This is a genomic window from Bradyrhizobium sp. C-145, from assembly GCF_023375135.1.
Taxonomy (GTDB): domain Bacteria; phylum Pseudomonadota; class Alphaproteobacteria; order Rhizobiales; family Xanthobacteraceae; genus Bradyrhizobium; species Bradyrhizobium zhanjiangense.
This window is the reverse complement of record NZ_CP088150.1, coordinates 8,674,457-8,687,557: the sequence shown is the minus strand read 5'-3', so window position 1 is coordinate 8,687,557 and position 13,101 is coordinate 8,674,457. Positions and strand designations below refer to the sequence as shown.

At 60.3% G+C, this 13,101-nt stretch carries 12 protein-coding genes and 1 pseudogene; 10 read left to right on the top strand and 3 right to left on the bottom strand.

The annotated features are described in order from the left end of the window. Positions 1-165 precede the first annotated feature (165 nt). The 5 genes from LRP30_RS40905 (at position 166) to LRP30_RS40885 (ending at position 5,464) form a co-directional block, all read left to right on the top strand. Positions 166-651, top strand: a complete 486-nt coding sequence (locus tag LRP30_RS40905; RefSeq protein WP_249758465.1) for a (2Fe-2S)-binding protein — start codon at positions 166-168, stop codon at positions 649-651. Positions 652-737: 86 nt separating this feature from the next. Continuing rightward, positions 738-3,086, top strand: coding sequence for a xanthine dehydrogenase family protein molybdopterin-binding subunit (locus LRP30_RS40900; protein ID WP_249758464.1), 2,349 nt, complete (start codon positions 738-740; stop codon positions 3,084-3,086). 11 nt (positions 3,087-3,097) lie between these two features. After that, entirely contained in the window at positions 3,098-3,892 is a 795-nt protein-coding gene (locus LRP30_RS40895) for a xanthine dehydrogenase family protein subunit M (RefSeq protein WP_249758463.1), read from the top strand. 259 nt (positions 3,893-4,151) lie between these two features. Next, the gene (locus tag LRP30_RS40890; RefSeq protein ID WP_249758462.1) at positions 4,152-4,418 is read left to right on the top strand and encodes a hypothetical protein; all 267 of its coding nucleotides are present in this window, start codon (positions 4,152-4,154) and stop codon (positions 4,416-4,418) included. 59 nt (positions 4,419-4,477) lie between these two features. Continuing rightward, the gene (locus LRP30_RS40885; RefSeq protein WP_249758461.1) at positions 4,478-5,464 is read left to right on the top strand and encodes an MDR family oxidoreductase; all 987 of its coding nucleotides are present in this window, start codon (positions 4,478-4,480) and stop codon (positions 5,462-5,464) included. Positions 5,465-5,621: 157 nt separating this feature from the next. Here LRP30_RS40885 and LRP30_RS45320 read toward each other — a convergent pair whose 3' ends face one another. After that, complete coding sequence (locus LRP30_RS45320) at positions 5,622-5,819, bottom strand: hypothetical protein (protein ID WP_346016244.1); 198 nt, start codon at positions 5,817-5,819, stop codon at positions 5,622-5,624. On the opposite strand from LRP30_RS45320, the gene LRP30_RS40875 reads away from it, so the two are divergent. Both LRP30_RS40875 and LRP30_RS40870 read left to right on the top strand, forming a co-directional pair. Further along, positions 5,764-6,354 carry a DUF2478 domain-containing protein gene (locus tag LRP30_RS40875; protein WP_346016196.1) on the top strand — a complete coding sequence of 197 codons (591 nt, stop codon included), beginning with the start codon at positions 5,764-5,766 and terminating at the stop codon, positions 6,352-6,354. The two genes, LRP30_RS45320 and LRP30_RS40875, sit on opposite strands and share 56 nt — an antisense overlap. A gap of 1 nt (position 6,355) precedes the next feature. Next, positions 6,356-6,611, top strand: a pseudogene (locus LRP30_RS40870) (hypothetical protein); the annotation flags it as partial. Positions 6,612-6,758: 147 nt separating this feature from the next. Here LRP30_RS40870 and LRP30_RS40865 read toward each other — a convergent pair. Next, on the bottom strand, positions 6,759-7,253 hold the full coding sequence (locus LRP30_RS40865; protein ID WP_249758460.1) for an Lrp/AsnC family transcriptional regulator: 495 nt from the start codon (positions 7,251-7,253) through the stop codon (positions 6,759-6,761). Positions 7,254-7,378: 125 nt separating this feature from the next. Between LRP30_RS40865 and megL the strand changes: the two genes are divergently transcribed. Both megL and LRP30_RS40855 read left to right on the top strand, forming a co-directional pair. After that, positions 7,379-8,572 carry a methionine gamma-lyase gene (gene megL, locus LRP30_RS40860; protein WP_249758459.1) on the top strand — a complete coding sequence of 398 codons (1,194 nt, stop codon included), beginning with the start codon at positions 7,379-7,381 and terminating at the stop codon, positions 8,570-8,572. A 1,362-nt stretch (positions 8,573-9,934) separates the two neighbouring features. Then, complete coding sequence (locus tag LRP30_RS40855) at positions 9,935-10,312, top strand: hypothetical protein (RefSeq protein ID WP_249758458.1); 378 nt, start codon at positions 9,935-9,937, stop codon at positions 10,310-10,312. A gap of 57 nt (positions 10,313-10,369) precedes the next feature. Here the strand turns inward: LRP30_RS40855 and LRP30_RS40850 are convergent, their stop codons facing one another. Next, positions 10,370-11,296, bottom strand: a complete 927-nt coding sequence (locus tag LRP30_RS40850; protein ID WP_249758457.1) for a LysR family transcriptional regulator — start codon at positions 11,294-11,296, stop codon at positions 10,370-10,372. Positions 11,297-11,534: 238 nt separating this feature from the next. On the opposite strand from LRP30_RS40850, the gene LRP30_RS40845 reads away from it, so the two are divergent. Next, positions 11,535-13,055 carry a M81 family metallopeptidase gene (locus tag LRP30_RS40845; protein WP_249758456.1) on the top strand — a complete coding sequence of 507 codons (1,521 nt, stop codon included), beginning with the start codon at positions 11,535-11,537 and terminating at the stop codon, positions 13,053-13,055. Positions 13,056-13,101: the final 46 nt, after the last annotated feature.

The following is a 13,101-nucleotide window of genomic DNA, read 5'->3' as shown; positions in this document are numbered from 1 at the left end:
CCAGACCGTATGTGCGAGGTGTCGTGGTCTACCTCGCACCTCGCGTGTTCGCGTCACGATAGTGACGCAGTGATACTGACAGTTTGTATCCGCAAACCAATGTGCGGACTTCCGTGTGCGATCTCGAGAGAGATGTTCGGAAGTGAAAGGGCGGGAGGTTCAGGCGTGCCGACAGTCGATTTGACGATCAACAGGAAGGCTGTATCTGTAGACGTTGAGGATAGAACACTCCTTGTTCACGTCCTGCGCGAAAACCTCAATCTGACCGGCACCCATGTAGGCTGTGATACCAGCCAGTGCGGCGCCTGCGTCGTCCATGTCGACGGGCGAGCGGTAAAATCCTGCACCATGCTGGCGGGACAGGCCGCAGGCTGCGACGTCACCACCATTGAAGGGATTGCCAACGGCGACGAGCTTCACCCGATGCAGGCTGCGTTCCGCGACAACCACGGCCTGCAGTGCGGCTACTGCACCCCGGGCATGATCATGTCGTCAATCGACATCGTGAACCGCTATGGCGGCAAACTGGACGAGGCGACCGTCCGGCACGAGCTCGAAGGCAACATCTGCCGCTGCACCGGATACCACAATATCGTCAAATCGGTGCTGGACGCGGCCGGCCGCATGAAGGTCTCGCAGGCGGCGGAATAGCTGCCGCAGACCATCGGCTTGAATTGATGACCGCTGCGTTTCGATGGAAACCGCAGAAACAATAACTCCGGTCGGGAGGACAGGACATGGGCGTTGAGGGCATTGGCGCAAGCGTCAAACGTAAGGAAGACCGCCGTTTTATTACCGGCATGGGCCGCTACGTTGACGACATCAAGTTGGTGGGCCTGGCACACGCGCATTTCATCCGTAGTCCACACGCGCATGCCAAGGTCAAGGGCATCGATTCGTCCGAAGCGATGAAGATGCCCGGCGTGGTCGCGGTGCTCACCGGCCAGCAAATCGTCGATGACAAGGTCGGCAATTTGATTTGCGGCTGGGCCGTCACGTCGAAAGACGGCTCGCCGATGAAGATGGGGGCGTGGCCGGCGATGGCGCCGGAGACCGTGCGCTTCGTGGGGCAGGCGGTCGCTGTCGTGATTGCCGAAACTAAGAATCAGGCCAAGGACGCTGCGGAGGCCGTCGTCGTCGATTATGAAGAGCTTGAGGCCGTGCCCGATATCCGCGCGGCCATCAAGCAGGGCGCGCCGCAGTTGCATCCGGAAGCGCCGGGTAATGTGGTCTACGACTGGCATATCGGCGATGAGGCAGCGGTAAAAGGCGCCTTTGCCAAGGCCGCGAACGTGGTGGAAATGGACCTCACCAACAACCGCCTTGCGCCGAATCCGATGGAACCGCGCTCGGCGATCGCCGACTACGACACGGCCGAAGAGCACTACACGCTCTACACGACTTCGCAGAATCCGCATGTCGCCCGTCTTGTTCTGTCGGCCTTCTACAACATCGCGCCTGAGCACAAGCTGCGGGTTATTGCGCCTGACGTCGGTGGGGGCTTCGGCTCCAAGATCTACATCTATCCGGAAGAGATGGTGGCGCTGTGGGCGTCGAAGAAGGTCGGCCGCCCGGTGAAGTGGACCAGTGATCGGACCGAAGCCTTCCTCACCGATCACCATGGCCGCGACCATATCTCGAAGGCGGAGATGGCGTTCGACAGGGACAACAAGATCCTGGGGCTTCGGGTCAAGACCCACGCCAATTTCGGCGCCTACATGTCGCTGTTCTCGTCAGCGGTACCGACCTATCTCTATGCAACGCTGTTGTCCGGCCAGTACATGATCCCGGCCATCTATGCCGAGGTGATGGGTGTCTACACCAACACCACGCCGGTCGATGCCTACAGAGGTGCGGGGAGGCCCGAGGCGAGCTATCTGCTGGAACGCATGATGGAAACCGCGGCGCGTCAGTTGAAGGTCGATCCGACCGAACTGCGCCGTAAGAACTTCATCACGACGTTTCCGTATCAGACGCCTGTGATCATGGCCTATGACATCGGCGATTTCGGCGCTTCGCTCGATGCCGCGATGAAAGCAATCGATTACGCTGGCTTCGCGGGCCGGAAGGCCAAAGCCAAGTCGGAAGGCAAGCTGCGCGGCATCGGCGTCTCCTGCTACATTGAGGCCTGCGGCATCGCGCCGTCAAAGGCGGTCGGCAGCCTGGGCGCCGGCGTCGGCTTGTGGGAATCGGCCGAAGTCCGCGTCAATCCGGTCGGCACCATCGAGATCCTCACGGGATCGCACAGCCACGGCCAAGGCCATGAGACGACGTTCGCACAGTTGATTTCGGAGCGCTTGGGCGTCCCGATCAGCCAGGTACAGATCGTCCACGGCGACACCGACAAAGTGCAGTTCGGTATGGGCACCTACGGTTCGCGCTCGCTCGCGGTCGGTGGCGCGGCCATCATCAAGGCGATGGAGAAGGTCGAGGCCAAGGCCAAGAAGATCGCAGCCCACGCGCTGGAGGCTTCCGAGGGCGACATCGTGATCGAGAACGGCGAGTTCAAGGTTGCCGGCACCGACAAGTCGATCGCGCTGCCGATGGTGGCGCTCGCCGCTTATACTGCGCACAACCTGCCTGACGGCATGGAGCCGGGCCTGAAAGAAACGGCCTTCTACGACCCGACCAACTTTACCTTCCCGGCCGGCACCTATATCTGCGAACTCGAGGTCGATGCCGGCACTGGAAAGACTTCGTTCGTCAACTTTGTCGCGGCCGATGATTTCGGCCGGTTGATCAACCCGATGATCGTCGAGGGCCAGGTCCATGGCGGGCTTGCGCAAGGTATCGGCCAAGCGCTGCTCGAGCACGCCGTCTATGATACCAACGGGCAGCCGGTGACGGCGTCATTTATGGACTACGCTATGCCGCGCGCCGACGACCTGCCGTCGTTCCAGTTGAGCCACACCACTACGCTGTGTCCTGGCAATCCGCTTGGTGTCAAAGGCTGCGGCGAGGCCGGCGCGATCGGCGCGTCTGCTGCCGTGATCAACGCGATCACGGATGCCATCGACAACAACGAGCTCGAAATGCCGGCGACGCCCAATCGGGTCTGGCATGCCATTCACGGCAAAGCGCAGTAGGGAGCATTGCCATGTACGAGACAACTTACCACCGCGCCTCCAGCGTTGACGAAGCCGCGACGATGTTCACTAAAGGATCGGAATCGAAATACCTTGCCGGCGGCCATACGCTGATTCCCGTCATGAAGCAGCGTCTAGCATCGCCCTCCGACATTATCGATCTCGGAAAGATCAAGGAACTCATCGGCATCGAAGCGTCGGGTGACGCGGTGACGGTCAAGGCAGCGACGACACACTCCGACGTGGCTACCAGCAAGACTGTGCAAACGGCGATTCCGGCTCTGGCGCACCTCGCCTCGCTGATTGGCGATCCGGCCGTGCGGCATCGTGGCACCATCGGCGGCTCGCTCGCCAACAACGATCCCGCCGCGGATTATCCGGCTGCGGTTCTGGCGATAGGCGCCACCATCAAGACCAACAGGCGCTCAATTGCGGCAGATGATTTCTTCGAGGGCTTGTTCACGACCGCGCTGGACGAGGGGGAGATCATCACCGCCGTGTCTTTCCCAATCCCGGCGAAGGCCGGCTACGCCAAATTTCCACATCCGGCCTCGCGCTTTGCATTGGCCGGTGTGTTCGTGGCCAAGACCAAGTCGGGCGAGGTTCGCGTCGCCGTGACGGGGGCTTCACAAAGCGGCGTCATGCGAGCGCCGGCGATAGAGGCGGCCCTGCAGGCGGACTGGTCGGTGGCCGCACTCGACGATGTGGCGGTCTCGGACGACGGCTTGTTGAACGATCTTCATGGCTCCTCGGACTATCGCGCTCACCTGATTAAGGTGATGGCGCAGCGAGCGCTGGCAGTTTGAATATATGATGTCTGGTAATGGATGAACTAGCATTTCGCACCGATGCAACCGCGCTTGCCATCGATGAAGTCAAGGTGGCGACGATACCCGGGGGCGGAATGATTGACATTGCTCCAACACCGTTGCCGCCTTTTGCCGGACTTACCAAAGCTTTGCCCTCCATTCGGCCAGTGCGAATGATTAGAAGGAGTAACGGAATGGATCAATCGATATGCAAGGGGCGCTGAGTGTGACCCCCATTCAGCGGACGGAAAGAGCTATGAAGGCCGCGAACGGGGCAGATTCGTTGGATGCCCCGGTGGAACTGGTGCGTACCTATATCGCGGTCGTCAACGCGATTACGGCGAATGTCCTTAATGCCCAGGCGGGGTCTGAATGGCTGAGCGCCGAACCGCAAAATCTCGAAGAGGTCCGACGTTCGCTCAACAGCATTGCCGACGATGGTATGCGAGCAGGAGAAGCCCTCGTTCGACTTCGATCGCTCATGGAGAAGGTGTCGATCGTGGATGGAGCCTGTGGACCTTAAGCTGAAACTGCTTCCCTTAGAGCACGCCCCTTACCTCAAGCCACGCGTGGAGATCTGCATTGGCGACGTTTAAGGCGATTAGGATTGACAAGGCGGACAAGGGCACCGTTGCCAGGCTCACCCAGTTCGACGAAGCGGACCTGATGGATGGCGACGTCACAGTGCGGGTGGAATGGTCGGCGCTGAATTACAAGGACGGTCTTGCCCTCACCGGCAAGTCGCCGGTCGTACGGCGTTTTCCAATGATTCCGGGCATCGATCTTGCAGGCACGGTCGAGCAGTCGTCGCATCCGCATTGGAAGGCCGGCGACAAGGTGATCTGTAACGGCTGGGGGCTGGGCGAGACACATCTGGGCGCTTATGCCGAGAAGGCTCGCGTCAACGGAGATTGGCTGGTGCGTGTCCCTGACAGCATGTCCGTGCGCAACGCGATGGCGATCGGCACTGCCGGCTATACGGCTATGCTGGCAGTACTTGCGTTGGAGCGGCATGGCATTACCCCGGCGAGCGGTCCGATTGTAGTGACCGGCGCGGCAGGCGGTGTCGGCTCGGTGGCCATCTCGGTGTTGTCGAAGCGTGGCTACGAGGTGATCGCATCGACCGGGCGCATGTCGGAGGCCGACTATCTGCAACACCTCGGTGCGTCCGAGGTGATCGATCGCAATGAGCTCACCGGCCCAGCCAAGCCGCTGGCCAGAGAACGCTGGGCAGGCGGGATCGATAGCGTGGGCTCAACCACGCTGGCTAATCTCGTGTCGATGACGAAGTACCGGGGGGCCGTCGCGGCTTGCGGCCTCGCGGGCGGCATGGATCTGCCGACCTCGGTGGCGCCATTTATTTTGCGGGGTGTATGTCTATTGGGTATCGATTCTGTGATGTGCCCAATTGAGCTGCGAAGGGCCGCATGGAGTAGTCTGGTCAGTGACCTGGATTCCAGGAAGTTATCCGAAATCACTCACGAGATTGGGCTTGATCAAGTGTTCGATAGAGGCTCCGAGATCCTCGAGGGGCGGATTCGTGGTCGGATTGTTGTAAAAGTTGCCTGAGAGATTGAGTATTCGTCCATGGGCGGTCGGTGAAACAGGCCGAACAGGCATATCGGCCCGGACAGCGCAACGGGTAGGCGTACCCGTAAGCCTCTTGGGCAACCTTGGGACGCTGTTCATGTGTCTTGGCAAGGACGGCCGGCTCCGGGCGTCTTCGTCAGATGAGCTGTTGAACGAAGCTATCGACACCGCCATGCGTCGAAAGCCTCTTGGGCATGATTTCATCTTTGACCGCCGGTCGGTCACCGACGAGCCCGCCACATGTTGATGACCGGTAGCTGATAAGAGCGACCGCCGCAATGCTCGAACCTGACTGTAAGGTGGCCGTGTGCGACAGCGAGATGTCCTGCCCCATTCTGGCCGCTCTCGTTTACAACGAGCAGGCCTATCCGGACGACATCTTAAAGGAAGTAGTTGACCGCTGTCGCGCGCGGGGTTTCCGTTTGGCGGGCGTCGTTCAGCATAGGTCACGTGAAGCCGGTCATCGATGTGACATGCTGCTCGAGGATCTGGCAACCGGGCAGCAGTCTTCGATTTTCGCTGGCCGAGGCCGTGGCGCCAAGGGGTGCCAACTGGACCAAGATGCCATGCTGCAGGTCGTGTCGCAGATTGAGCAGGCGCTGAAGGGCAACCCGAAACTCCTGATACTGAACAAGTTTGGCAAAGTCGAAGCCGAAGGCGCGGGTATGCGCGATCTGATCGCGAAAGCGGCCTGGATGGGCATCCCGGCGATCGTTGGTGTTCCTGTGTGCAATCTCCACGCTTGGAGGGAGTTTGCGGGAGAATTGTCAGCCGAACTGCACGATTCGCGCGACGTCGAGGGGTGGCTGGTTCGGACGGTAAGCGGCACACCTTTGGAAAAGGCAGCGATGATGGACCCGCCTCCTTAGAATCGTTTGTGTGTCGGGGACATATGCTTCAAGAGCTACCGTCCGCATACGAGGCGCCCGTCAACAAAACCTCAAGGACGTACTGGTGGATATTGCGCGGGGCGCGCTGGTTGTGTTCACCGGCATTTCTGGATCGGGGAAATTATCGCTCGCGTTTGGAACGTTGCACGCCGAGGCACAACGCTGCCACCCAGACTCGCTCTCATGCGAGGTGCTTGTTCCACCAGATGGTGGTACCGCAAGTCGATGTAATCGACGACTTGCTTGGCAGCTTCACTGCTGGAATAGCTCCGCAAAGTGTGCTCTGGCAGCCTAGAGACATTTTATTGGATGGCGGATCAGATAGTTCCCGGCCAGTTTCAGGGCGGGCAGATTGCGATCCGGGATAGCTGCCTCCCGGTTCACTACCGAATATGGCGTCCCTTCACTGGCAATGCTCCTGCGGCCTTGTAGGTGCGCATCGCAAAGCTTGATCGAATGTCGCGCACGGAAGGCAGCGACAGAAGGCGGCGCAACACCGTGCTCTCGTAGGTCGCCATGTCAGGCACGACCACCTCGATCAGGAAATCGACATCGCCCGATACCAGATGGCAGGAGACCACATCCGGCATCGCGACAACTGCGTCGACAAACGCGTTGGCACTCTCGTGCGAATGACGCTCGACCTTGATGCCTGCGAAAACGGTGAGGCCGAGATCGACCGCTGCCCGGTTGAGTATCGTGCGGTAGCCCTCGATCGCGCCGTTCTCTTCAAGCAGCTTAACTCGCCTTGAACAAGGAGACGGTGACAAGCCGACGCGGTCGGCCAATGTGATGTTGGGCAGTCTCGCGTCCGCTTGCAGCTCTTCTAGGATCTTCAGGTCGATCGCATCCAGCGTGATTTTGGCAGGATTACTCACTCTTCCTCCTCGCGATTACAATTGTGCTAATCGATGAAGTGCAGAATAGCGAGTTTAGCACCATTGATCGCCATTTTGTGGCATAAATCTCCAGATATTCCATCTCTTGGAGTGAATCCGTGCAAATGAGCCGCCGCAACCGTGGCTTTGCCACCCGCGCCATCCACGATGGCTACGATCCGCTCGACTATCATGGCGCCCTCAATCCACCGGTTTTCCTGACCTCGACCTACGCGTTCGATCGATCGGCGACCGGCAGCGACCGGTTCGCAGGGGCGGCCCACGGATACGTCTACAGCCGTGTCGGCAACCCGACGGTTAGTGTTCTGGAGAGCCGCCTCGCGAATCTCGAAGAGGGTGAAGCCGCACTCGCCACGTCATCTGGAATGGGCGCTCTGACGGCGGTGATCTGGACGCTGCTCAAGGCCGGTGACGAGATCGTTGCGGACAAGACGCTCTACGGCTGTACCTTCGGGCTGTTACATCACGAGATCGAGCGCTTTGGTATCGTTACGAGGTTTGTCGACCTCACCGACCCAGAAAACCTCAAAGCCGGGCTTACGACGAAAACCCGGATGGTGATTACCGAGACGCCGTCCAATCCCAACATGCGCGTGATCGACATCGCCGCGATCGCTCAAATCTGCCGCCGCGCGGGTGTCTTGCTCGTCGTCGACAACACTTACTGCACGCCTTATCTACAAAAGCCGATCACGCTTGGGGCGGACATCGTTGTGCATTCGGCGACGAAGTATCTCGGCGGGCATGGCGATCTGTTGGCCGGGGCCGTTATTGCACGCAAGGAGCATATCGATCAGTTCCGGTTCGTCGGAATCAAGGAGATGAACGGCGCCTGTATCTCGGCTTTCGACGCGTTCTTGATCCTGCGCGGACTGAAGACGCTGACCTTGCGCATGGACCGTCATTGCGAAACGGCCCTGAAGCTCGCTCACGACCTCGAGGCCCATCCGTCCGTGGATCGGGTCTATTTTCCTGGTCTCGATAGCCATCCCCAGAAGATGCTGGCGAGCCGCCAGATGAGCTCGTTCGGCGGCATGATCGCCATGGAGCTGAAGGGCGGCCTCGCCGCTGGACGCACCTTCATGGATGCGGTGCAAGTCGCCACCCGTGCCGTAAGTCTCGGCGACGCCGAGACGCTGGTGCAGCATCCAGCCTCCATGACCCACGCAACCTATTCCGCGGAGGAGAGAACCAAGCACGGGTTTACAGACGGCCTGATCCGCCTGTCTGTGGGTCTCGAAGACTACGATGATATCAAAGGCGATCTGATCGACGCGCTGGATCACCTGGCTCGCTGAAGGCCGCCCATCCGAGTCAAACTCGCCTTCAAACCCATTGGCGAACGCCATGCCGCTGGCCGGTGGCAGCGGATCACCATTTAGAAAAAATGCGAATGCTCAATACGTCTTGAGAACCCTCAACGCACCTGCGTCCGCGAGATTCTTTGCCGTGAGCAGCGATTTTTGGGTCGAGAATGCCCTTGCGTCCATAACGCCCACGCGCTGGCATGCCCGAGGATACGATCGCGTGGCTGCTGCGCGAAGCCGGCGCTGTCAAGCCGATCAGCCATGAGGTGACGTGTGCTGTATAGCGTCAAGTCGGCACGCTCAAGGCCTGAGCGAACGGTCCCGCAAGGTGATCTTTGGTCACTCGACGAAGACCAACGTTTCGGACGGTCAGCGACTTTGACTAGAGGATTCGTCGGTTGTCTCCAACGGCGGTGGGCTCAATCAGGTCCGGGTGGCCTTGGCGTCTCGATCACCGAACCAAGCGCCCCCTGCCCAGCGGCGCCTCTAGCCGCCGGGCGCGCGGGTGTGTTGACACTTGAGCAACGAAGTCGAACAAAGACTGCTATTGCTCTATCGGATGGTCGGCCTATTCTTTCTCCGCTGCCATCTACTGCGCAGCTGGGTTTCGCCGCAGTTTGACGCCGCCAAGCAAACCTCATTCAGTCAAAAAGCCTGTTTGATCAGATCGAGTCGCCTGCTGGCGGTCGTTGTCCTATCTCGAGCCGCCCAGCCGGAGGCGATCCTTGAAGACACGCCTCGTCGGACTTGGCCCGCACAGCACGCAAACGAGTTCTCCCGGCGGAGTAGAATATGACCAACACGTGCCACAGCAAATGCGAGACTTGCGAGACGCCAAGAGCAGCATCAAGGCCATGGGCCGTCGCAGACGACGATCAATTAAAGGAGCTGGCCGTCTCCGGCGCATCCTTCCTGACAATGGTTGAGCGGCTCGATCGAACCGAAGCTGCTATTCGCGCGAGGGCATATTTCCTCGATATTCCACTTCGTCGTGTCGGCGTACGACGGCGCGCCACGTTCAAGTAGTCGCGACAGGGGCGTTCTAGGCCGTCACCGTGGATGCCGTGGCGAGATGGAGCGGAACTGGGAGGGGCTCTGTTCTGCACTGTGAGACAAGAAGCGGGATCATCAAGACGGCGCCCGCTTCAATTTCTTTCCCGAGGCCGGGTGCGGACTGTGGTCTCGTTCTGTGAACGATACCGCGCTTCTTTCTCGGTAACGAACCTTGGCACCGATGGCTCGGACAAAGACCATGATGCAGGCACTCGTTAGCATCACCGCGGAGGGCGAGGCGGGATCATGCGCGTCATGACGATGATCTTGATGACCCGACAGGCGCGGGCTTGTTAAGCCATGTCGACCATTCCGCAGATCAATAACCGGGCGCCGAACAGTTTTTCAATGAAGGTGGCGCTTGTTGCTCGGTTTGCTCAGCACGGGCCTACCGTCGTCAATCTGAGGACCTGCGAACGCTCGGAATGGTTGTTGGTCGCCGTCGACCAAGCCCGGATCAAGATCGAGGTCCTGTCGGGCTATCTTTCGCTTTTCGGCCATAATCTCGATATGGTCGTCAGTGTCCACGAGAACGCTTACCTGACCGATGCCGAGCAGGTCAGGATCCAGGTCTTGAGCGAGGCGGGAGCCGACGTGATCGTCTCGCTCTTTCCAGGGGGCACGTTTAGCATTTCGGAGATCGCTCGCGTCTCGACGATCATGCGCGAAACCGGCTGACCGGGCTTTGACAGGTGCCTACGTGGCAGGCGTCGACGGAGGCGGCATCAAAGCTCGCTACTTGCCCTGCATAATGCCGAACGAGGCAAGCCGGTTTCGCATATTGCTCAATAGCTGCGCCGCCGCGGGCGACAATGGCCGGGCGCGGCGTGTAATCAGCCGTAGCTTGGCCTTGGCGCAAATGGCGTGATCAATATCCAGCATGACGACCTCACCGCGCGCGACTTCAGGGGCGGCGGCGGCGCCGGAGCCGAGGATCGCGACGCCTTGCGTCGCCCTGACATAGCGCCGCAGGGCTACCACTGAGCTGCTGATGAAGGTCGGCCGAAGCTTGACGTGCTCGGAATATTCTAGCGCATCGATCAATTGGCTGACGCCATAACCCTGCGGCATCGATGCAAACGGGAATTCCGCCAACTGGCTCACGGTGATCGGACGGCGGTGCCGCGTGAGCGGATGGTCGACGCGGACCAGCAATCGGGCTGGCGCAGGCACGCTTGCGATGAACTGAATGCGGGGATCGGCCTGCGGATTATACGCCAGCCCAATATGGGCGGCGTCCTCTCCGACCTGATTCATGATATCCAGGACGGGTAGCGGGTCGATCGCAATCGACAACTTCGGGTGCTGCGCACAGAAGGGGCCTACGATGTGCTCGATCAGATGATCGACATAGCCTTCGCTTAACACGATCCTGACATAGCCCTCGTCCAGTCTGTCGATGGCCTCCAGCCGCTCCGTCAACTGCTGGCGATGGGCCTGACAGCTGCGCCAATACTCCAGGACATGGGCCGCCGCATCATTCAGCTTCATGCCGCGCGCCTGCCGCTCGAACAGTTTTAGCCCGAGCTCTTTTTCGAGCAGCACGATCTGGCGCGTGATGACTGAGGGCGCCGTGTTCAATTGGTCGGCGGCACCACGGATCGTGCCGTGCCGGCAGACGGCCTCAAAATAGCGCAGGCGGCTTTGACTTGGTTCTCGCATGATCGGCCTCTGTTGCTATTTGGGCAACGAACCAGAACAAAGATTGCTGTTGCTCGAACGCAGGTCAAGCCTATTCTCCCACGCATCCAGCCGGTGCGGATTTCAATCGGCAACGACAGCGTAGGTCGGAAGGCCGGCCGTTCATCGAAATCGCGAGCCAAGACCAGCACAAACCGCCACAGCCTCCGTGCGGCAGGCAGTGAGCCCGCGCGCGGTCAACAAGGAAGAGGAAGCTCCGTTGAAGATTCTTGTCGCCGGCTTTCAACATGAAACCAACACGTTCGCGCCGTCCAAGGCCACCTACGAGAGTTTCGTCCGGGGCGAGGACTTTCCGAGCCTCGTGAGGGGCGAGGATGTACTGAGCCTGCTGGACGTGAACATTCCGATCGGCGGCTTCATCAAGCATGTCCAGGCGCATGGGCACGAGGTGTTGCCGGTGATCTGGGCAGGCGCCGGCGCGTCAGCTCACACCACTGAGGACGCCTACGAGCGGATCGCGGGCGAAATTCTCGAGGCGGTCAAGCGCAAGAATTATGATGCGATCTATCTCGACCTGCACGGTGCACAGGTGACCGAGCATCTCGATGACGGGGAGGGCGAGTTGTTGGCGCGGGTTCGCGCGATCGTCGGGCGCGAGATCAAGATCTCTGTGTCTCTCGACTCGCACGCCAACGTCACCGATCAGATGCTTGAGTTGGCCGACGCGGTCGTTGCCTACCGCACCTATCCGCACGTTGACATGGCCGACACTGGACGGCGCGCCGCCGAGCTGCTGCTTCATCTGGTGTCGTCGCGCGCGCCGCTCCACCGCGCAGCTAGGCGCATCCCCTTCCTGATCCCCGTCAACGCGATGTCGACCATGCTGCAGCCGGCGCGCGGCGTTTACGACTTGCTGGAGCAGCAAGAGGGTGCTGTGACCTCGCTATCATTCGCGCCGGGCTTTTCCGCGGCCGACTTTCCCGAATGCGGCGCCACCGTCTGGGGTTATGGCAGCGACCGCGATGCGATCGAACGTGCCGTGGAACGGATCTACCAGCACATCGTCGATGCCGAGCAGGCATGGAGCGTCGAGTTTGAAGATGCCGACAATGCCGTGGTGCGCGCCATCGCGATCGCACGGACCGCGAAGCGTCCGGTCATCCTTGCCGATACGCAGGACAATCCGGGTGTCGGTGGCAACTCCAATACAACGGGCCTGTTGAAGGCGCTGATCCGGCACGGTGCCAAGGATGCGGCGATTGGCCTAATCTGCGATGCCAAGGCCGCTGCCGCCGCCCATGCCGCCGGTGTCGGCGCCGAGATTTCTATCGACCTCGGCGGATGCGCCGAGGTCACTGGCGACAGCCCGTTGACCGCCCGCTTCCAGGTCGAAACGCTGTCCGACGGCAAGCTCATCTATGGCGGGCCGATGATGAATGGCAAGCAGGCCAATCTTGGCCCGACCGCCTGTCTGAAAATCGACGACATCCGCATCGTCGTGACCTCGGCGAAAGCCCAGTTGCTCGATCGCAACATGTATCGGACCGTAGGTATCGACCCGGAAAAGATGAGGATCCTGGTCAACAAGAGCTCGGTGCATTTCCGTGCCGACTTCGCGGCCATCTCCGAGGAGATCATCGTGGTGGCCTCGCCCGGACCGTTCCTGGCCGATCCGACCGCGCTGCCGTGGAAGCATCTGCGTGACGGCATTCGGCTCGGTCCGAACGGTCCCGTGTTCAAGGCCACAAGCCACGCTGCACCTGCCAAACTCTCGGCGTAGAGCCCCGATCAATCCGTCGGCCTTCCTGGTGCGAGCCTGGGAGGCG

Bases quoted from the DNA above. Each gene is read 5' to 3' on its own strand.
- LRP30_RS40890 (WP_249758462.1), top strand. From the start codon at position 4,152: ATGAAGGCCGCGAACGGGGCAGATTCGTTGGATGCCCCGGTGGAACTG.
- LRP30_RS40850 (WP_249758457.1), bottom strand. From the start codon at position 11,296: ATGCGAGAACCAAGTCAAAGCCGCCTGCGCTATTTTGAGGCCGTCTGC.
- LRP30_RS40855 (WP_249758458.1), top strand. From the start codon at position 9,935: ATGTCGACCATTCCGCAGATCAATAACCGGGCGCCGAACAGTTTTTCA.
- LRP30_RS45320 (WP_346016244.1), bottom strand. From the start codon at position 5,819: ATGGGGCAGGACATCTCGCTGTCGCACACGGCCACCTTACAGTCAGGT.
- megL (WP_249758459.1), top strand. From the start codon at position 7,379: ATGAGCCGCCGCAACCGTGGCTTTGCCACCCGCGCCATCCACGATGGC.
- LRP30_RS40875 (WP_346016196.1), top strand. From the start codon at position 5,764: ATGCTCGAACCTGACTGTAAGGTGGCCGTGTGCGACAGCGAGATGTCC.
- LRP30_RS40895 (WP_249758463.1), top strand. From the start codon at position 3,098: ATGTACGAGACAACTTACCACCGCGCCTCCAGCGTTGACGAAGCCGCG.
- LRP30_RS40900 (WP_249758464.1), top strand. From the start codon at position 738: ATGGGCGTTGAGGGCATTGGCGCAAGCGTCAAACGTAAGGAAGACCGC.